This window comes from Undibacterium sp. RuRC25W, from assembly GCF_049339825.1.
Taxonomy (GTDB): domain Bacteria; phylum Pseudomonadota; class Gammaproteobacteria; order Burkholderiales; family Burkholderiaceae_D; genus Undibacterium.
Map to the genome: position 1 here is coordinate 40,771 of NZ_JBMPPD010000028.1, position 20,916 is coordinate 61,686.

Genomic DNA, 20,916 nt, shown 5'->3' on the forward strand with positions numbered 1-20,916 from the left:
CTTAAATACTGACAAGCAATTAACTAAAGATATACCTATACGTTAGCGTAAGGGTAACCGTAAAAAAGGAGGTTTCCTAACGTTGATTGCGTTTCGTAGCAATTTGAAACAATTTAAAGAGGAATTAACACTACAACACACCGAAGTCTGAGTCGCTTTTTCATCAGACTTTTAACAACCCACAACCAAAATTGCAGCGATCAATGTTGTAAGATCAGCGAGCGTTTCAAGTCCGCCTAACCCGAAGTAACCATGCAACAATCAAGACGCAGCCAGCACCGGCAAAACCGAACCAAGCTAACTTCGCCGTCACAAGGAAACCTGCCGATATCGCAGTCCAGGATATGGCATTTAAGGTCTCGAGCAAAACGGGAATGATGTTTCCCTGCCCCCTACGTTTAAACCGGTCTCGTGTCGCTGACTTACCAAGCCAATGGTAGATCAACACCGTCCCTAACACGCCACACAGGCTACTAAAGGATAAGGCAAAAGCAACGCTGAGATCGTGCCAGCAGAGCCAGCCAATAACGGGCGCGAGTAACAGGTAGACAGGGGCAATTGCAGCGACCAACTTAGCATAGCGAAGTTGGCGGGCAGGCACGGGTGAGCAATGCAAAAGATCAGGCATATCCTCTGCTGAAACGATCACCCAGATCAGTGAACCAGCCAATGAAATAGCCAGATAGGTCAACCCAGATGCGACACTTGACAGTTGTACGCCCTGTTTAAAAATGACAAAAAAGAGTGGCAGCATATATAGCAACTGCAAACAAATTTGGGCTAAGAGTTCGATGTCGCGAAATAGTAAACGCCATTCTTTGATCAACATGACTAGCCATATATTCTGGTAAAACCGTCGCTGAACTCGTGTTGATGATTGGGTGGTCACCACGCCACCCGTGCTGTTCTTATGATCCGTACTGCCGGCTTGTTGCACCCCACGCACAAAAAAATGATGTGTATACCGCGTCGTCAGCCAACAACAAATCAGCCCAACAAAAAAAATCGCGGCAGCACCTGAAACCTCACCAAACACCGCACGGGCTGGCATCCACAACCAACTATTGGCCGTCAATAAATGATATTGATCCAGAAACGATAATACTGTCGACAGTATTTTCTGACGCAATTGCGTGTCAATATGCGAAAACGTCTGTGACACCAGAAAAATAATGGCACCAGTCAATGCGCCCAGCAAATGCGCCACCGTATGCGTGCGCTTGACACCAATGAGTTTCACCAGACCCAGCGTCAGTAGCATGGCAACTGACGAACTCAGCATCGCTATCCCAAACAGGACAGGATAAGCGGCAAGCCAAGCCACATGCCCGCTCACGACACCGACATTAATCAGCGGCGAAAAAAAAAGTGCATACAATGCACTGATACCAACGACGATGGCAGCGAGTCTGACAGTAAAAATAGTTTGCGTTGCGAGCGGGGATGATAAAAGCAGATCAAGGTCACCGCGCTCAAATAGCGCTTTGACGCTGCGGTTGAGTGCTGATGACAACATGAACGTCGTTAACATGACTAAGACAAAGCTCGTAATCCATAACATCGGAATCGTCACGGCAGAGGCAATAGCAGGTGCTTCCGAGAGGAGTTTCCACGCCAGATAATGCATCGCAAGCCAAATAACAGCAAAAAACGCACAGACTTTACGTGACAGGCCACGCACTATTTTTTTTGTATTGTTTGTATTGTTTGTACTATTTGTGCTCTTGGTACTTATTGCCTTCTTACCGCCATCACCCATTTCATAAAAAAATAGGCGGTATTCGTGCATGAAAAGCCATAAAACGCTGCCGGGCTGGAATTTAAAAAGACGCATATCAGACTGATTCCGTTAATTGCAAAAAGACCTGTTCGAGCGTTGCTACGCCCTGCCCCTGATCGTTCTGATAAGCCATGCCGCGCAACTGATCCAGACTGCCCTCGGCAATGAGCTTACCTCCCTGAATAATACCGATGCGTTGCGCCATCCTTTCGGCCACTTCCAGAATGTGAGTGGTAAGAATAACGGTTCCACCCTTATCCACATGCGCGAGCAATAAGTCTTTTACCTGCCGAGATGCCGCAGCATCCAGACCCGTCAATGGTTCATCAAGAATGATGAGTTCAGGCTCATGAATTAAAGCGCCAGCCAAGGCGAGCTTTTGCTTCATTCCGCGCGAAAACCCTTCTGTCAACTCGTCGGCATGTTTGGCAAGATCCAACCAGTCAAGTAATTCGACGGCTTTTTGTTGCGCGGCATACGGCGCCATCCGCCATAAGCCGGCCACAAATTCGAGATATTCAAACGGTTTGAGTTTGTTATATAGCAGCGGATCATCTGGTAAATACGCCAGTTTTTGCTTTGCCGCGGCGGGTTGAGTTAATAAATCATGCCCCAGAATCCTAATGCTTCCGCTATCGGGTAACAATAATCCAGCGACCATCCGCAATGTCGTCGTCTTACCTGCACCGTTGGGCCCCAATAGCGCATACAGCTCGCCTTTATTGACCGTCAGATTCAGATGCTCCACTGCGGGACGACCAAAATTTTTGTTCAAATCGACTAACTGTAACGCAGCCTCTGACATAAGGTTTCTTTCGCCCATAAGTTGTAGCCCCCCGACCATCGTCAACATCGCGTCGTTCAAGACCAACAGGGGCTATTTTTTGTCTTGTTTTTCGGATTTGCTCAAACCCCAAAGGGTTCCATGAACGATGTGCTTCGACATGCACTGATGCATAGACAGGTTACCCATTGCGCAGTAACGACATACGTAACATACGGATGACATAACTCACCTTTACAATCCTGCCAATAAGAACGCCAACATCATTGACAGCAATTTGAACAGTGTTTATCTCTCAGTAGAATATTACCAATAAAATAACTTCACGACGTATATTATTCACTGCTTGCCGGCAATTTGTTGTTCGAATATTCATGTATGCGCGCACAAATTGCGCTCGCATCGGATGCTAAATGCAAATTTCGGCTATCCTTGCTTCAAATTTGCGCCTTGTGTCCGCGCAACGACATCATATCCTGAAGGAAATTCTGTGAGTAATTTGTTAAACCAACGTCTTGCACTACTCGATAGCGCTGCATATCGTCCCTTGCTTGAACAAGGCTTACGAGGCATAGAACGTGAAACTTTGCGGGTAGATTCGCAGGGGCAGCTTTCCAGACACGCCCATCCGGAATCGCTGGGGGCGACCTTAACGCATCCTCAAATCACAACGGATTATGCGGAGGCATTGCTAGAATTTATTACTCCCGCGGAAACTGATATCGCCGATGCATTAGAGAAATTAGATAAGATCCACCGCTTTTCTTATAGCAAATTAGGCGAAGAAATGCTGTGGAGCCAGTCCATGCCATGTCCGCTGCCTGACGAGAAAGATATAGAAATCGCGTGGTATGGTCAGTCTCATATCGGTATGATCAAACACGTCTACCGCCGCGGTCTGGCACTGCGTTACGGCAAAAGTATGCAATGTATCGCCGGTATTCATTACAACTATTCTTTATCCGAAGAGATCTGGAAAGTATTACAACGAGCTGAAAATACCCCTGGTACAGCGATGGATCTGCAGTCAGAAAACTATATCGCTCTGATCCGTAACTTCAAGCGCTACAGTTGGCTCTTGATGTATTTATTCGGCGCATCGCCGGCGCTGACCACTTCCTTCTTGCGTGGTCGTTCACATCAATTAGAAACCTTATCAGCTGATACGCTCTATCTTCCTTATGCAACAAGTTTGCGTATGAGTGACCTTGGCTATCAGAACAATGCGCAGGACGGTTTAGTGCCGCCATATAACAACCTCATGGAATACATGCGTAGTTTGTCCATCGCGGTACGTAAGCCCTATCCCGAATACGAAAAAATCGGTACCAAAATTGACGGAGAATGGGTCCAGATCAATACCAATGTGTTGCAGATCGAGAATGAGTTTTACGCAACAATTCGTCCAAAACGCGTCATCCATAGTGGAGAACGTCCGATTGAGGCCTTGTGCGCACGTGGCGTACAGTACGTCGAGGTACGTTGCATGGACGTTAATCCCTTTGATCCATTGGGTATCAACGTGGAAACCTCGCGCTTTCTGGATGCTTTCTTGCTGTTCTGCGCATTAGAGGAAAGTCCATTAACGAACGAGGCTGAAGGGGTAGAAAGTTCTGCTAATTTTGCGCTCACCGTGAAAGAAGGTCGCCGTCCTAGACTCCTGCTTCACAAAAATGGTGAAGCGATTTCTTTACAGGCTTGGGGCCTTGCCTTGCTGGAAAAAATCATTCCCGTCGCAGCGCTGCTCGACAAGCAACGTGGCGGTGACGACTATGCCAAGTCAATGCAGGTTCAAAAAGACAAACTACTCAATAGCGAACTGACGCCATCGGCGCAAGTGCTCAAAGCAATTCAGGCCGAAAATGGTTCTTTTACCCAATTCGCTCTTAAGCAAAGTAGTCTCCTTGCTGCACAGTTCCGCGCGCGACCGCTCGATGCTCAAGATCAAGCTTACTTTGAGCAACTGGCACAGGTGTCCATCGCCGAACAGGCAGAGATGGAAGCATCACAAAGCGGCACGTTTGAAGAATTTATTACCGATTATCGTTCACGTACCTCGAGTCAAATCTGCTGCGATAACTAGGACCTAGTGAATCCATTTAATCGCTGCCAGAGAGTCTCGGGCAGCGATTTTTTTTAGATAACTCGCTATAACTCGAGACCGCTATAGCGCAAAAACAGTCATACAAACATATCAATCTCAACCTTAGAGTCACGCCGACCTGTTGCGTGTTAAATCTGTACCGATCTTCTTGCTTTCTGAGACCACCTCCAATAGCATGGGTAAGTTAAATTTCTAGCCTAAGTTCCCATGCCTGCATTGCCTGAATTACGAGAGTTAGAGCGCATCATTAAGCTTGGTCATCCTCAGTTGGAAGTCGATGTCATGTGTGAGGTGGATGTCAAACATAAACGCTTTCCGGTCTATAAGCTGGCTTTGGGCAATCCCGATCCGAATTTGCCAGCTATTGGTTTTTTTGGCGGGATTCACGGCCTAGAACGGATAGGAACGCAGGTGCTCTTGTCGTTTTTACGTGGCCTGATGTCGCGTTTAAGCTGGGATAAGAGCTTGCAGCATATGTTACAAGAGGTGCGATTGGTGTTTATGCCACTGATTAATCCAGGCGGCATGTGGCAGACGACACGCAGCAATCCGAACGGGATTGACCTAATGCGCAATGCGCCCGTCCAAGCGACTGAAAAAGTACCATTTTTACTGGGCGGACATCGTATCAGTAAGCATTTGCCGTGGTATCGTGGACCTGAAGGCAGCGGCATGGAGGTGGAAAATATTGCATTATGTCGGACGGTAAGAGATGAATTACTATCCCGTCAATTTAGTATCGCCATCGATTGTCATTCGGGTTTTGGATTGCGTGACCGTGTCTGGTTTCCCCATGCACATAGCGTGCACCCAATCCCGCATTTGGCAGATATCCTCGCACTGGAAGAGTTATTCCAGCAGACCCATCCCAATCATCACTACCTGTTTGAACCACAGAGTCTGCAATATCAGACGCATGGTGATGTCTGGGACTACTTGTACTTACAGGCACAGGAAACACCTGAAAAGACGTTTTTACCACTGACCTTAGAAATGGGTTCGTGGATCTGGGTGAAAAAAAATCCGCGTCAGTTGTTTTCTCGCCATGGCATGTTCAATCCTGTCGCTGAACATCGCCTGCACCGAGTGCTCAGACGCCATACTTCGTGGCTGGATTTCCTCATGCGTGCAACGTGTGGGCATAGAGAATGGCTTGCCCAGGGTCCAACCCGTTTGCGTCTTCAGGAACGTGCAGTAGCTAGGTGGTATCGGCCATGACCTGGGTGTTATTACGAGGTCTGATGCGAGAACAGAGGCATTGGGGCGCGTTCTTGACAAGTTTTCAGACCGCCTTTGCTGATGAGTCAGTCATCACTATTGATTTTCCGGGAAACGGTGAACAGCACCTGCTCCGCAGCGCCAGCAGTATTCAAGCAATGGTAGAGGCGGCACGTCAGCAAGTGCATGCCACAGGCGCAACAAGAGATATCAAGGTACTTGCCATTTCTTTAGGCGCCATGGTGGCAGTCGCTTGGGCACGGGCGCATCCACAAGAAATCCATGGTCTGGTCCTCATTAATACGAGTCTGGCACCACACAACCACTTCTACCAACGCTTGCGACCGCAAAATTATCCACGTTTGCTTGCGACCATGTTATTCGGCACCGTCAGACAGCGTGAACAATTGGTTTTCGATCTGACCTGTAACCAATGCGACACCCATCTTGCCTCAACAGCGGTACAGGCGTGGATCAGCTACGCACAGCAATACCCGATCAGTCGCGGCAATATCATCCGTCAACTCATCGCCGCCATGCGCTATCACGCACCACAAGAACAACCGCACCCTTCGCTGTTACTGCTGGCTGGTAAAGGGGACCGTCTGGTCAACCCTGTTTGTTCACGCATCCTCGCTAAAAAATGGCGTTGTACGCTTCTTATGCACCCGCTGGCAGGACATGACTTGCCATTGGATGACGGCGCATGGATCATCGCGCAGGTAAAACATTGGATAAGTGAGTGAATGACGGTGTCAATAGCCGCGACACAAAGTTCAACATCAGGTTCTTGCCCTCTAACCAACTTTGCCACTGCGCATTGAGTGTTATAGCGGATTGAAACGTCTTCTAAAAATAATAAAACAGAGATACTTTACAATAATTTTTGCACAATAATTTGATGGCTTTTGTTCGTTAACAATGATATTTTTACCAATAAATTGTTTTTTCTTCTTTCAGATAAACTGAGATAAAAGTTGCGAAAATGCAATAAAATGGTGCGCTTTCATCACAAAAGTATTGCAATTAATCACAATGCGTCCACAATGGGAGTTGTGTATTAATTTCAACTTATAACGGCGTTGTTATCAGTTTAGAAGTCCATGCTGCAATTCATTTAGGATATGTAACATGCAGAATTTTTCTCTTCGTACACACAGCGATCTGCTACTTTCTTTTCTGTTGTTGTTCTTCAGCATCATTGCGATTGTGTGGAACGATTTCAGCGCCACGACTGTAATCTCAGCGCTTGTCATTGTTGCAGTTGGGATGCATCTTCTTTGGACACTGATGCGTGACCGTATCAGTCAGGTCGCAGCCATGGATAAGGCTCAACAGATCGATAACCCAGCAATCGCCACCGAATTACCAAATCTGCTGCATCACGTCCTCCCGCTATGGAGTGCCCACGTCTCCTCTGTCAAAGAACAAACTGAACAAGCCACGGGCGAGTTAATCCGCAGTTTTTCATCGATGGTGAACGAATTTGATGCCGCTGGTTTTGGTAACGTCGGCAATCTCAATCAATCCAAAGAGGCAGATGCAACGATCACCTTGTTACAGTTGTGTAAGAAAGAGCTGACGCCGGTCATTGATTCACTCGGAAAAATGATTCAGAGTAAAGACGAATTACTGAACTGCATCCGCGATTTAGCGGCATCAACCAACGAGCTCAACTCCATGGCGCAAGAGGTCAGTCAGATTGCTGCGCAAACCAATTTATTGGCAATCAATGCAGCGATTGAAGCAGCAAGAGTCGGTGAACATGGCCGCGGATTTGCTGTCGTTGCAGGGGAAGTCCGTAAGCTATCTCATATGTCGGCTGAAACGGGCAAACGCATGGGCGAGCGGGTCAAAAATGTATCGAGCGTCATGAAAACTGCACTAGCAACAGCCGATCGTGCTTCCGTGCAAGACAGCAAAGTATTAGAGATTTCCGGTGCGGTGGTAAGGGATGTATTGTCTCACGTAGAAACCATGGGCGATTCAGCACAACAGATGCGGGTACATGGCAACATCATCCGCGGAAACATTGAAGAATTACTCGTCAGTTTGCAATTTCAGGACCGTATCGCGCAGATGCTCGATGTGGTCCGCAGTGATATCAGCAAACTACAAGAAAACATCGCGCTTGCAGCAGGCCAGACCGAGTTACCGCTGACCCGGCAATGGCTGGAAGAACTGCAAAAAACCTACACCATGCACGATGAATACCAAAATCATGGCGGCGATAATAACGTCAGCGAACATCAGGAGTCGGAAATCACGTTTTTCTGACGAATAAACACCACACCAGTCGAACACCGATTGCTGTCAATGCGTTGCCTTAATCAAAACCGATAGCTGAATTGTGCAATGTCGCGTCCATCCTTAGCAAGGAGACTGGGGATGGATTGCTTGCTCATGCTATTGGTGTAGTGGAGTAAAAAATGCTTTCACCTCAACAAAAATCTAAGATACTTGTGGTTGAAGATGATGAGTTAGTATCGCTGCAGATCCAGATCAGACTGGAGATACTCGGCTATCAAGCAGTGGCAGCCACCGCCTACGGCGAAGAGGCGATTCAACTTGCACGTGAATTAAGCCCTGATATCGTATTAATGGACATCATGCTTTCCGGAGAAATGGACGGCATTTCTACCGCACATCGAATCCACACAGAATTTGGACTACCGGTTGTTTTTTTAACCTCACAGTCTGAAGATGAAATTCTTAACCGGGTCAAAGAGTCAGAAGCTTTTGGATACATCATTAAGCCATTCACTGACCGTGAATTACGTGCAGGTATTGAACTTGCTCTATACAAACACGGCGCTGAAGAAAAGCTTCGCCTGAGCGAGCAACGCCTGCGAGCGATCTTTGATGCAGAACCAGAGTGTATCAAGGTCATCGACCACGTTGGCGATTTGGTAGAAATGAACTTAGCAGGCCTGAGCGTATTAGAAGCGAGAAATATTGACGAAGTGCGGCGACATGGTCTGAATTCATTCATCCACCCAAAGTATCGAGAAGGATTTCACAGCCTGTTTAAATCGGTCATTTCCGGTAATAGCGGCTCGATGGAATTTGAAATCACCGGCTTACTGGGCACCCGTCGCTGGCTAGAAACACGTGCAGTCCCGATCCGAGACAGTGCCAATGTCCACGTTATGATGCTAGCCGTTACCAGGGATATTTCAGAACGACGGCATGCAGAAGAAGCGTTACGGCAGAGTGAACTCGATTTCCGTGAAGCGGAAAACTTGGCTCAGGTTGGGCATTGGGTCTGGGAGCCTGATCTCAATAAGGTCACTTGGTCAGATGAGATGCAAAGAATCTGGCAACGAGATCTGACAAAGTACGGAAGCAATATTGCGCAAATGATTTTCGATACAGTCCATCCGGACGATCAACAAATCATTTTCAGTCGCCAAGAAGATACATTTAAAAAACACAGTCTGGCATCCGCCTTTGAATACAGGATTATATTGCCCGATTTAAGCATACGATACATCTGGGCCAGACCAGGAAACCGTATCGTCAATCCAAGCGGGAGAGTTGTTCGCCTCACTGGTATCGTTCAGGATATTACGGAACGTAAATTAGCAGAAGCAGTCCGTCACGAAAGCGAAGAACGCCTTGAGCAAACCTTTGTCGCATCACCTATCGGCATGGCGCTAGTTGCGCTGGATCTTTCATTTCTCAAAGTGAATCACGCCTTTTGTGACATGCTTGGCTGGTCAGAAAAAGAAATTCTCCAACAGGGATTTGACTTATTTACACCCATTGAAGATTTACGCGTTGATCAGCAACTCATTACAGCCATTGTGAATGGTCAGAATCAAAGTTCTCAACTCGAAAAACGGTATTTACACCGTCTACAGCACGATGTATGGGCGCAACTTAATGTCAGTGTTGTCAGAGATAAGGCGGGTAAAGCCTTACATTTTGTCTTCCAGATTCAAGACATTACCGAGCGCAAGATCACTGAAACACAGCTGCATAAACTATCGCTCGCCGTCGAGCAAAGTCCTGAAACCATCATCATCACCGATGTGAATCGTCATATTGAATATGTCAATGAGTCGTTTTTAAAAACCTTCGGCTATACCCGCGATGAAATTTTGGGGAAAGACCCCGGAATTATTCGTGATGACAGCAAAAGCAACGAACATCTGGCATCACTGGTGCCAGTGATTTCACAAGGGAACATCTGGAAAGGCGAATTCTATAATAAACGTAAAAATGGTACTCCGATCATTCAGTACGCCATCATTACTCCACTACGTAAACCCGATGGAACGATCAGCCATTACGTTGCGGTACAAGAAGATGTCACTGATAAAAAACGTCTTGGCGAAGAACTCGATCGACACCGCCATCATTTAGAAGAACTCGTTGCCAGTCGCACCACACAGCTCATTGAAGCACAGCGTCAAGCGGAAGCTGCCAATGACGCAAAAAGTAGTTTCATCGCCAATATGAGTCATGAAATCCGTACACCAATGAATGGGGTACTAGGCATGACCTATCTGGCAATGGCCTCAACGAGCGACCCCAAACAACGTGATTATCTGAAAAAAATTCAGCTCTCTGGTCAACATTTGCTACACATCGTGAATGATATTTTGGATTTTTCAAAGATCGAAGCCGGAAAAATGACGTTGGAGGCGATAGATTTTTGGTTAGAAGAAATATTAAATAACCTCTCTAGCATGATGAGTAACAAACTCATCGGTCGCCATATTGCACTGAATTTTGATGTTGATCCTGATCTGCAAAATCATCTCCACGGTGATCCTCATCGTCTGAGCCAAATTCTGATCAACTACACAAACAATGCGATCAAGTTTACTGAGCAAGGCGAAATTATTGTCCGGATTCGTAAGGTACATGATGCAGCAGACGGTTGGTTAGTACGCTTTGAAGTGCAGGATTCTGGGATTGGGATGACGCAAGCCCAACAAAGTAAATTATTCTATTCATTTCAGCAGGCAGATAACTCAACCACACGAAAGTATGGAGGGACTGGCCTCGGACTGGCGATCAGTAAACAACTTGCGAAGCTCATGGGTGGCGATGTTGGCGTCAGCAGTGAATTGGGGAAAGGAAGTACGTTTTGGTTCACGGTACACCTATCCGCAGCGAAAGAAGCAGCGATACTTCCTAAAGCCAAAGTAGAGACGCTCAACAATACACGTCTGCAGTTACTTTCCAAAGAGCGCGGTGGCATCACTGTCTTGGTAGTTGACGATAACCAGTTCAACCAACAAATTGCGACAGAGTTATTAGAAGCAGCCGATATCACCGTCTTAGTAGCTGATAACGGCAAACAAGCGATTGATATATTAAATGAGAAAACTGTCGACTGCGTGTTGATGGATATTCAGATGCCGATCATGGACGGTCTGGAAGCGACACGTCAACTACGGAGTACGGAAAAATTTGCACACTTGCCAGTCATCGCGATGACTGCCAATGCGATGAACGAGGATAGGCTGCAATGCTTGGGGGTCGGCATGAACGATTTTATGGCAAAGCCTTTCGTTCCTGAAGTCCTCTATAACACACTCATACGCTGGCTATCCAACACGTACGACCATCATGAATCAGAGACATCCGATGCACCTGCACAATACGTAACCACTGACAAAAGCGATTGTATCGATCTGCACGTGCTGGAAAAACAATTAGGTGCTGTTCCGGAAAAAATCGCTAAATTTGCCTCTAAATTTGTTGATTCAGCACGCAAAGGGTTACAAGAACTAGATGATGCTTGCACAGCGCAAGATCAGTTGATGTTGTCTGCACTCGGGCATCGCTTGAAGTCCAGTGCGCGGACCGTCGGCGCCAACCCGTTTGCAGATCTGTGCCACGAGTTAGAACAATTAAAAAATTCACCGGATATATACCGCTCGATAGAAATCGTCGCTGAAATGCATGACTGGTTTGGCAAAATCGAAGCCTTTGTTGCGGGCTATCTTGACGTGATCGGTAGTCAGAAAGCGTCGTCACAAGTACTCAGCGCTGCACCTCAGCAAGCGGTAGATCACTCTGATCTGCATGTCTTGGTACTAGAAGATGATCCAAACCATATTGAAATTGCCAATATCGCCTTACGTCAACTTGGTGTTACTCGGATCATGTCATGTATGGACGGCAATCAGGCATTAACAATGATCCGTACCTACAATCCAGACCTGTTGCTATGTGATTTGCATCTGCACGGAATGGATGGCATTACCTTTTTACGATTAGTGGCGGAGCATGGTTATGCTGGCTCTGTGATACTCGTCAGTAGTGTCGATCATAACTTGTTAAAGGCAGCAGAAAGTCTGGTCAAGGCGTATGGACTTCATTTATTAGCAGCGATCAAAAAACCGTTGCTGCCTGACGTACTGCAACTGGCGCTTGCCCACCAACGCCATTCACAACCAGAACGTGTACAGTACAAAAAAGAAGCTATGCTAACACTGGCAGAATTACAGCAGGGGATCGCTGACGACTGCATTGAGGTCTATTACCAGCCAAAAGTATCCGTATTCAATAAGCAGGTAGTGGGTGCAGAGTGCTTGGCACGTTGGCGTCATCATGAGCGTGGCATCATCGGTCCAGGATCCTTCGTGCCTGTTATGGAAGCACATGGGATGATTGATGTGCTGACGCATGAAATTCTCAAAAAAGGGTCAACGCAATTAGGTCAATGGTTACGAGAAGGTCATCATTTCAAGCTTTCGGTTAACCTGTCGATGGATGATCTTGATCAGTTAGACTTACCAGAAGAGTTTGAGCGTATCGTCTGTAATGCCGGAGTTGCTCCCAATCAGATTACACTTGAATTAACCGAAAGCCGGCTAATGGAAAATTTGACAGTCAGTCTGGAAATCTTAACTCGCTTGCGTTTAAAAGGATTTGGATTATCGATTGATGACTTTGGCACAGGCTTCTCAACGATGGAGAATCTTAAACAACTACCAGTGACTGAGCTCAAAGTAGACCGTGCATTTGTCAACGGTGCGACCAAAGATGAAGCAGCCAGAGCGATCCTCGGTTCGAGTATTCAATTAGGAAAAATTTTCCGTCTGAATCTGGTTGCGGAAGGCGTTGAGAAACAACAGGATTGGGATTTGATAGCCAGTTCGGGTTGCGATGAAGTACAAGGTTATTTTATTGCTCGCCCCATGACTGCCCAAGAGTTTATCGATTGGAAAATTGCTTGGGATAGGAAACTCAAGCAAGACACACAACAATCAACTTAGTTTCACTTGTCATTTGATAGGAAAAAGTTATGGATACCGCGTTACCAACGACTGAGATAAAAGAGCTGCATGTCATGATTGTCGATGATGATGATTTTCAGCTTGAATTCGTCTCCGATTTACTCACAGATTTGGGCATCAGCAACATCACCACCGCATTAGGGGGGCAGCTAGGTCTGTCCATGTTTGATAGCAGTAAGGTCAAACCTGATTTATTATTGTGCGATATTCAGATGCCAGATATCGACGGCTTTGAGTTTATGAAAAGACTAGGAGACCGCAACTTTACTGGCGGCGTCATCCTGATGTCAGGACAAGGGGCAAAAGTTCTTTATTCGGCCTCTCTGGTCGCCCAATTAGCACGTCAGAATTTTTTGGGCACGATAGAGAAACCCTTACAGAAAGAAGCGTTACTGGTTGCGATTCAGAAAATGACCGCGAATACCTAAACTTTTTCACTGATCGTTTTGTTGCAATCAGACGCCACATCTTCCCTTATCCCTTCGGATTTTTTAAGGAGGGATATTGTTTACTGATCGTGCGAGTAAGTCTAACTCAGAGCAAGTGACTTCAAGTAATGTAAGCCTGCAATGGCTCTACTGCCATACCAAGACACCATTTCTCCATCCACCAATTGGACTAGCTTGCCAGTTTGACGTTCTAAAGCATCCACGTGAACCTCACTAAAATGATAAGGCTCGGTCGAGAGTAAAATGCGATCAATCTGATCGAGCAATTGTTGGTTCCAGTCAAACACCGGGTAGCGCTTCTCTGAGTCAGGAGAACACCAAACTTCCCAACCAATCAAACTGAGCATCTGAGCGATATAGGTGTCTCTGGAAACCGTCATCCAGGGATCTTGCCAAATGCAATACATGACGCGCTCCATAGGATGAATCACCGATCGCGTGAGTGCAGCGCTTGCTGTTTCGAAAGCATATACTAACTTTTCTGCCTTTTCTTCCGCCTGAAATATCGTCCCCAGCAAACGATATAAGCCAATATTGTCAGCGGGTGTCATGGGGTGCGTGACAATCACATGAGGAATGAATTCGGACAGCAGATCAACCGTTGGTTTTTCGTTTTCATCGATATTCACAATCAGATGTGTGGGTGCGAGTCGGCGAATTTTTTCAATATTGACGTCCTTAGTCCCGCCAATTTTAGGAATCGTTTTCACCACGTCGGCAGGATGAATACAAAATCCCGTGCGCCCCACCATCAGCGAGGATAAGCCGAGGTCACACAGTAATTCTGTGATCGAAGGTACTAGACTCACGAGACGGACGCTTGCCTGATCAGCGATCTGATGTGGCTTCCCCATCGCATCGACTAAAGGACCTGTCATCGTTATTGATCCAAGGTGTGTGCTCGTGCTTTATGGGGCGCGTGCGAAAAAAGCAGATCGTAAAGTGAGTTAGGCAACAGCCGCAAAAGCTTAGCAACCACACCCATCTGCCAAGGGATGACACGGTACGAATTCCCGGAGGCAATTGTCGCGAGCGCTTTAGCAGCAAATTTCTCGACCGGCATCAGGAAGGGCATTCGGTAAGTATTCACCTGTGTCATGGGGGTATCGATGTATCCGGGGGCAATTGTCACGACACGTATACCCGTTTTTTTCAACTCGACGCGTAAGGATTCACAGTAACTGATCACTGCTGCTTTTGACGCGCTATACGCTTCCGCTCCTGGTAAGCCGCGGATACCAGCGACACTACCAATACCGACCAGACGGCAATCTTCTATCTCTGCATATGCCTTCATTGCTGCGATAAATGGCGCGAAAGTGGCAACCGTTGCCGTTACGTTGGTATTGAGCACGCGTTCGAACATCGGTAAATCATCGAGATGCTCGGTCAGCGTACCCACCGAAATACCTGCGTTAGCGATCACAACGTGGACTTTGGAACACCGCTCCAAAAAATCAGCCGCCGCCGCAGATAACGCCTGATGGTCCGTCACGTCGACCACATAAATATGATGTCGCTCAGGATGTGGAAGACTGGCACGCAGCTGTTCCAGATGTTCTTTACGTCTGGCGACCAGACCCAGACTTGCTCCCTGCTGTGCATAGGCTTTTGCCAGTGCGGCACCGATTCCTGACGATGCGCCGGTAATGAATACGTTTTTCATCATGTCCCATAAAAAAATCCGCCGTGACATTGGACGGCGGATTTAGTCAGTTATTACTATTGTTTATTTCTTTTTAGATGAATCAGCAGATGGGGTAATGCCTTTTTCTTTTTGTGCTTTAGCAACTAAGAAATCCAATACCTGTATAACAGCAGCATTTTGCGCATCTTCTGAAGTACGACCCAGCGCACTAACTGCCTGTGAAGGCGAAGTCACGAAACGACCGTCAACCGCAATCGTTGGCACGCCGTCAATCTGATAAGCCTCCATCAATTGTTTCGCACGGGTCAACTTACTCTGTGTAAAAAATACCGAATTATAAATTTCAGAAAACTTTTGTTTATCCAAACCGGATTTGGCCACAAAACGCATGACGTCATCATCTGTACGCAGACTGTTACGTTCGACGTGGTAAGCAGCGAACACTTTCGACTGAAATTCATCCACTTTACCCATTGCTTCTAAGGTAAAGAATAGTTTTTGCTGTGTCGCGAGATCATGGAAATCAACGTGAACACGTTTAAAAACAATGTTGTCACCTTGTTTCTTTGCCCACGCCTCGATAACTGGCTCTAGTGCGTTGCAATGAGGGCAAAAATAGCCAAAGAACTCGAGCACTTCGATCTTTTTGCCGCTGTCTGTTCCCTGTGGACGGGTCAATACTCGGTATTCGGTTCCATTTTGCGGCGCCGCTGGCGATGCACCAACACCTGTTGCCATCAAGCCTAAGCCAAGCAACATCACACTACGTACGATATGACTTAATAAACGCATTATTTTTCCTTTTCAATTACTTAACGGTGCGAACCACCGCAACATCAACGCCATTGTCAGACAATTTTGAACGAGTTCGGTTCATACTTTCTGCATTATTAAATGGGCCAACACGTACACGGTACATTGTTCCGGTATCCGAATTCTTTTCGGTGACCTTCGCCTCAAAGCCGATCAACGCGAGTTTGGCACGGGCACTATCAGCATCCGCCTGATCTTTGAAGGCGCCGGCTTGTAAGAAATAAATATACTTTTCATCAGGAGCGTCACTCTTCGCGGCATCCGCAGTTTTATCGGACTTGTCTGCTGCTTTTTCCTGAGCCGATTTGCTTTCCGCTTTGACCTCTGCTGTTTTTGTTGCCTGTGCAACTGGAGCTATTGCCTGCACTGGCGCAGGAGCCGGTGATACAGCGACTGTATCAGCGGATTTTGCTGGTGCGCTCTGATCTTTGGCAAATTCTTTGGCAGCCTCTTTCGTCGCATCCTTATTACCGTACAGGGGCTTATTAGGGTCCTGCAATTGCGTCACCGGCTGATCAGACTTATCTGACTTCGCACCTTTATTTGTAAAAGGTGTCGACGACTTGGTAATTAAGAGTGCAACAGCAACGGCGATCGCCAAACCAATGACCAAGCCAACAATTAAGCCCGTTAAAGTGTTTCCATGTTGGCGCTGCAGCCGAGAATAATGTGATTTCATGCGTCTCCGGATAAGAAATATTTACGCTCTGGTCATTGCTTAAGTAATAAATTTTGTCGTCAATACGTGCATACCGGTTCTTGCGCTAAGACACAGGTATGCATGTGCATTGAAAATTACATTTTATTTGGCGCTGACACACCGATCAATGCCAAACCATTGCGAATGACCTGACGTGTTGCAAGCATCAGTGCCAGACGCGCTAATTTGGTTGCTTCGTCATCCACAAGAACACGTTCGGCATTGTAATAACTATGCAACTCACCAGCGAGATCACGCAGATAGAAGGCGACCTGATGTGGACCAAGTTCATCCAGAGCACGCTCTAACGCTTCTGGATATTCAGCGAGTTTGGCTAACAGGCTTGCTTCGCGTGGCGCAACCAATGGTGACAAGTCGACATCCGACAGCGCTGCGAATTGTGATTCATCGGTAGCGTACTGGGCTAGAACTGAGCAGATACGGGCATGTGCGTATTGCACGTAGTAGACCGGATTTTCGTCGGACTGTGCCAAAGCGACGTCAACGTCAAACACAAATTCGGTATCCGCTTTGCGTGAAATCAGGAAGAAGCGCACGGCGTCACGACCTTTAACAACGTCACCGTTACCTGACCATTCGATCAGATCACGCACTGTCACATACGATCCTGCACGCTTAGAAATCTTAACCTCGGCACCGTCTTTCATGACAGTGACCATTTTATGCAACACGTAATCGGGGTAACCTTGTGGAATACCAACGTTCAGTGCCTGCAAACCTGCGCGCACGCGAGCGATCGTGCCGTGGTGATCACTACCTTGGATATTAATTGCCTGACGATAGCCACGCTCCCATTTGGTGACGTGGTAAGCAACGTCTGGTACAAAGTAAGTATAAGTACCGTCAGTTTTTTTCATGACACGGTCTTTGTCATCACCGTATTCTGTTGTACGCAGCCAAAGCGCACCGTCCTGTTCATAAGTTTTACCAGCAGCGGTTAGTGCTTTCACCGTCGACTCTACTTTACCATCGGTGTATAACGATGTTTCAAGATAGTAGTTGTCAAAGTTAACGCCAAAAGCCTGCAGATCCGTATCTTGTTCGCGACGCAGGTAGGTGACGCTGAATTCACGGATAGAATCCAGATCATCCACGTTACCACTCGCCGTGACTGGCGCACCATTGCTGGCAGAAACAGTTTTTTTATCGAGAAAATCACGGGCGATTTCAGCGATGTAGTCACCGTTATAGGCAGATTCTGGCCACGCTGCGTCTCCTGGCGCATGACCTTTTGCACGTGCCTGCACCGACAACGCGAGATTACCGATTTGAACACCGGCATCGTTGTAATAGAACTCGCGGCTCACGTCGTAACCTTGTACATCAAGTAGGGCTGCTAAGGCATCGCCTAGCGCACCTTGGCGACCATGGCCAACATGCAGTGGGCCAGTTGGATTTGCAGAAACAAATTCCACGACGACCTTTTGGCCAACCCCACGTTGACTCTTACCGTAGTTTGCAGCGTGTTGCAAAACCGTCTTCACGACGGCCTGCTTAGCAGCTGTCGCGACGCGAATATTAATAAAGCCTGGGCCAGCAATTTCAACTGCCGCAACTAGCGGACTTTGCTGTGCCTCGAGACTAGCCACAATCGCGTTGGCAATCTCACGCGGATTTTTACGTAAAGGCTTCGCGATCTGCATCGCGATGTTGCAAGCGATATCGCCATGGGCTGGATCACGGGGGCGTTCGAGCAGGATGGTCGGCGACAGTTCGCTACCTTCAAGCAACGGAGCAACAGCGTTTTTAAGGAGGTTCAGGATTTCTTGTTTTTGTTCAGCTAACATAGCGCATAGGGTTCATTGCGTTTCGCGCAACAAATCTTAATAAGGACAGTACTCATTATACTGTCTCCCCTGCGCCATGTCCGTTAGCTTATCGTCATGATCACACAGTTTGTGGCTCACTGAGTCTGTTCTTGTTTATTGTCAGGCAGATTGCTCTCAAAAAGTTGGCTAAAAACAAACCATTCAAAATGCCATAGACCAAACTGACACCGACCACAAAGCCGATTTCCGTCTTCAATGCCGGTACCATCGCCACCAAAACATTTTCTGCATATTTGATTACAAACAGTGTGATCAGAAAGAGCATAGGCTTCCAGCTACCGCGTAGTTGAAAATGACCACCCTCGGTTAAGCGCACTGCTTGTTGATTGCCAAACTTCAACACCGTATATAAGCCAAGCCCGAGGCCAAGAATCCAGCACCCACCCACTTCAGGCTGTAAGCCAAAATGTTGCACCATCCCTTGCAATGACCACAGCAACATGAATAGCGGCAGTAACAGCATCGTTTTAAATGTGACGCGCCGATCCTGACTTGCTTTCACGCCTCGCGAGATCAAAAATAACAAGATGAACCATACCCAGAGTGGTGTGTGTGTCAGTATTTCTTGTAGCATCATGCTCTCCTTCGTTGAATAAATCAGATCAGGTGCCCAGTATGCCTAACCACGATGATTCGGTAACGGGCTTTGCGACAGAGCGTTAATTAAAGTCGTCAATGGAGTGGCTAGTGGCGTGAGTTGCGCCGATGAGACGTGTAGAATGTCAGGTTTTCTTCGTTTGGAAACGCTATGTGGTTCAAGAATTTACAGATTTTCCGTCTAAGTGCGCCATGGCAAATTACTGCTGACGAGTTACATACACAACTCTCGCGTATTTCATTTTCACAATGTGCTTCCAATGAGATGCAAAGCCAGGGGTGGGCCCCTCCGCGTAACAATGAACTTTTAGTCCATAGCGTCAATAACCAGTTTCTGATTTCCCTAGCGACAGAAAAGAAACTACTGCCATCCAGTGTGATTAATCAGGTGACAAAAGCACGTGCTGCAGATTTAGAAGAACAACAGGGCTTTGCACCAGGTCGTAAAGCAATGAAGGATCTTAAAGAACGTGTGACTGATGAACTGTTGCCACGCGCGTTTGCTATTACACGTAATACCGCCGTCTGGATTGATCCGATCAACCGCTGGGTGGTTATCGACGCTTCTAGCCCAACACGCGCTGACGAAGTTGTTAAGCTGCTTCTGAAATGCTGCGACAAGTTACCGCTGGAAGGCTTGCGCGTTAAATCTTCGCCTCAGGCAGCAATGACTTCGTGGTTAGCAGGTAACGAAGCACCAAAAGGCTTTACGATTGATCAGGAAACTGAATTAAAGTCTTCCACCGAAGACAAAGCAACTGTTCGCTATGTTCGTTACACCTTAGAGCCAGATGACATTCAGAAACATATCGCCGCCGGCAAGCAATGCACAAAACTGGCGTTGACCTGGGATGATCGTATCAGCTTTGTTCTTACTGACACGTTAACTATTAAGCGTATTAAGCCTTTGGATATTCTGGACGAAGACAAGGACAAAGGGACGAATGAAGAAGAACGTTTCGATGCTGACTTTATGTTAATGACCGCGGAATTGACAAAGATGCTTGATGACATCGTCTTTGCCTTGGATGGTGAAATCGAGCCAGCGAAAGTTGCGTAAATAGTGGTGACTTCGTAGAGTGCGCTACGGAACGACAATAAAGACGAGCTTAGCTCGTCTTTTTTCATTTTGATGTTTTACAGAGGAGTGAATGAATAATCGGCTGAAAAACCGCATAGAAGCTTGATAAGTAAGCGCGAATCAAATGAGCAAAAAAAAACGAGCTGCCGTAGCAACTCGTTTTTTCTTTTACTGGCGGAGCGGACGGGGCTCGAACCCGCGACCCCCGGCGTGACAGGCCGGTATTCTAACCAACTGAACTACCACTCCTAAACCTTAAAACCTTGTTCTGCACGTATTTATCTGTGGTGGGTGCTGAGAGGCTCGAACTCCCGACCTACGCCTTGTAAGGGCGCCGCTCTACCAACTGAGCTAAGCACCCATATTCTTGCTTAGTCAGACAAATACTTCGATGCTGTGTCACCAACATCAACAGAAACAATATTATAGTACGCTTACTGCATTTTGTCTAGTGCTTTTGTAAGTAATTTCGTTTATTTCCTGGATACTACTTACAAAAATCTAGTATTCTCACTATAAAAGCAAAACCCCTCACTACGTAAGTAGAGAGGGGTTGCATGGGGGAGCCTGACGATAACCTACTTTCACACTGGTTGCAGCACTATCATTGGCGCAGAGTCGTTTCACGGTCCT

General features: G+C 47.0%; 15 protein-coding genes and 2 tRNA genes. 7 read left to right on the forward strand and 10 right to left on the reverse strand.

Going from position 1 to position 20,916, the window contains the following annotated elements; genetic code table 11:
- Window positions 1-226: 226 nt before the first annotated feature.
- Both ACO0KV_RS13355 and ACO0KV_RS13360 read right to left on the reverse strand, forming a co-directional pair.
- The gene (locus ACO0KV_RS13355) at window positions 227-1,834 is read right to left on the reverse strand and encodes a hypothetical protein (protein WP_423043027.1); all 1,608 of its coding nucleotides are present in this window, start codon (window positions 1,832-1,834) and stop codon (window positions 227-229) included.
- 1 nt (window position 1,835) lies between these two features.
- On the reverse strand, window positions 1,836-2,585 hold the full coding sequence (locus tag ACO0KV_RS13360; protein WP_423043028.1) for an ABC transporter ATP-binding protein: 750 nt from the start codon (window positions 2,583-2,585) through the stop codon (window positions 1,836-1,838).
- 469 nt (window positions 2,586-3,054) lie between these two features.
- Here ACO0KV_RS13360 and gshA point away from each other — a divergent pair, with 469 nt between their 5' ends.
- From gshA to ACO0KV_RS13390, 6 genes are all read left to right on the forward strand, one after another.
- Window positions 3,055-4,647, forward strand: a complete 1,593-nt coding sequence (gene gshA, locus ACO0KV_RS13365) for a glutamate--cysteine ligase (RefSeq protein ID WP_423043029.1) — start codon at window positions 3,055-3,057, stop codon at window positions 4,645-4,647.
- A 228-nt stretch (window positions 4,648-4,875) separates the two neighbouring features.
- On the forward strand, window positions 4,876-5,886 hold the full coding sequence (locus ACO0KV_RS13370; RefSeq protein ID WP_423043030.1) for a M14 family zinc carboxypeptidase: 1,011 nt from the start codon (window positions 4,876-4,878) through the stop codon (window positions 5,884-5,886).
- Window positions 5,883-6,632, forward strand: coding sequence for an alpha/beta fold hydrolase (locus tag ACO0KV_RS13375; RefSeq protein WP_423043031.1), 750 nt, complete (start codon window positions 5,883-5,885; stop codon window positions 6,630-6,632). The genes ACO0KV_RS13370 and ACO0KV_RS13375 overlap by 4 nt, the downstream gene beginning before the upstream one ends.
- Before the next feature lie 385 nt (window positions 6,633-7,017).
- Entirely contained in the window at window positions 7,018-8,163 is a 1,146-nt protein-coding gene (locus tag ACO0KV_RS13380) for a methyl-accepting chemotaxis protein (protein WP_423043032.1), read from the forward strand.
- A gap of 152 nt (window positions 8,164-8,315) precedes the next feature.
- Entirely contained in the window at window positions 8,316-13,124 is a 4,809-nt protein-coding gene (locus tag ACO0KV_RS13385; protein ID WP_423043033.1) for a response regulator, read from the forward strand.
- A gap of 29 nt (window positions 13,125-13,153) precedes the next feature.
- Window positions 13,154-13,573: a response regulator gene (locus ACO0KV_RS13390; protein WP_423043034.1), complete on the forward strand. Its 420-nt coding sequence runs from the start codon at window positions 13,154-13,156 to the stop codon at window positions 13,571-13,573.
- Window positions 13,574-13,674: 101 nt separating this feature from the next.
- Here the strand turns inward: ACO0KV_RS13390 and ACO0KV_RS13395 are convergent, their stop codons facing one another.
- The 6 genes from ACO0KV_RS13395 to ACO0KV_RS13420 form a co-directional block, all read right to left on the reverse strand.
- Window positions 13,675-14,472, reverse strand: coding sequence for a helical backbone metal receptor (locus ACO0KV_RS13395; protein ID WP_423043035.1), 798 nt, complete (start codon window positions 14,470-14,472; stop codon window positions 13,675-13,677).
- Window positions 14,473-14,474: 2 nt separating this feature from the next.
- Window positions 14,475-15,260: an SDR family oxidoreductase gene (locus tag ACO0KV_RS13400; protein WP_423043042.1), complete on the reverse strand. Its 786-nt coding sequence runs from the start codon at window positions 15,258-15,260 to the stop codon at window positions 14,475-14,477.
- A gap of 63 nt (window positions 15,261-15,323) precedes the next feature.
- Window positions 15,324-16,034 (reverse strand): thiol:disulfide interchange protein DsbA/DsbL, encoded by a 711-nt coding sequence (locus ACO0KV_RS13405; protein WP_423043036.1) that lies wholly within the window; start codon window positions 16,032-16,034, stop codon window positions 15,324-15,326.
- 16 nt (window positions 16,035-16,050) lie between these two features.
- Window positions 16,051-16,734: an SPOR domain-containing protein gene (locus ACO0KV_RS13410; RefSeq protein ID WP_423043037.1), complete on the reverse strand. Its 684-nt coding sequence runs from the start codon at window positions 16,732-16,734 to the stop codon at window positions 16,051-16,053.
- Window positions 16,735-16,850: 116 nt separating this feature from the next.
- Entirely contained in the window at window positions 16,851-18,563 is a 1,713-nt protein-coding gene (gene argS / locus ACO0KV_RS13415) for an arginine--tRNA ligase (protein WP_423043038.1), read from the reverse strand.
- A 100-nt stretch (window positions 18,564-18,663) separates the two neighbouring features.
- The gene (locus tag ACO0KV_RS13420; protein ID WP_423043043.1) at window positions 18,664-19,206 is read right to left on the reverse strand and encodes a DUF6622 family protein; all 543 of its coding nucleotides are present in this window, start codon (window positions 19,204-19,206) and stop codon (window positions 18,664-18,666) included.
- Window positions 19,207-19,353: 147 nt separating this feature from the next.
- Between ACO0KV_RS13420 and ACO0KV_RS13425 the strand changes: the two genes are divergently transcribed.
- A complete protein-coding gene (locus ACO0KV_RS13425; RefSeq protein ID WP_423043039.1) occupies window positions 19,354-20,262 on the forward strand; it encodes a recombination-associated protein RdgC in 909 nt (302 codons plus the stop codon).
- A gap of 193 nt (window positions 20,263-20,455) precedes the next feature.
- On the opposite strand, the gene ACO0KV_RS13430 is transcribed toward ACO0KV_RS13425, so the two are convergent.
- A tRNA-Asp gene (locus ACO0KV_RS13430) sits at window positions 20,456-20,532 on the reverse strand.
- A 36-nt stretch (window positions 20,533-20,568) separates the two neighbouring features.
- Window positions 20,569-20,644: transfer RNA gene (locus ACO0KV_RS13435), tRNA-Val, on the reverse strand.
- Between the last annotated feature and the right edge of the window lie 272 nt (window positions 20,645-20,916).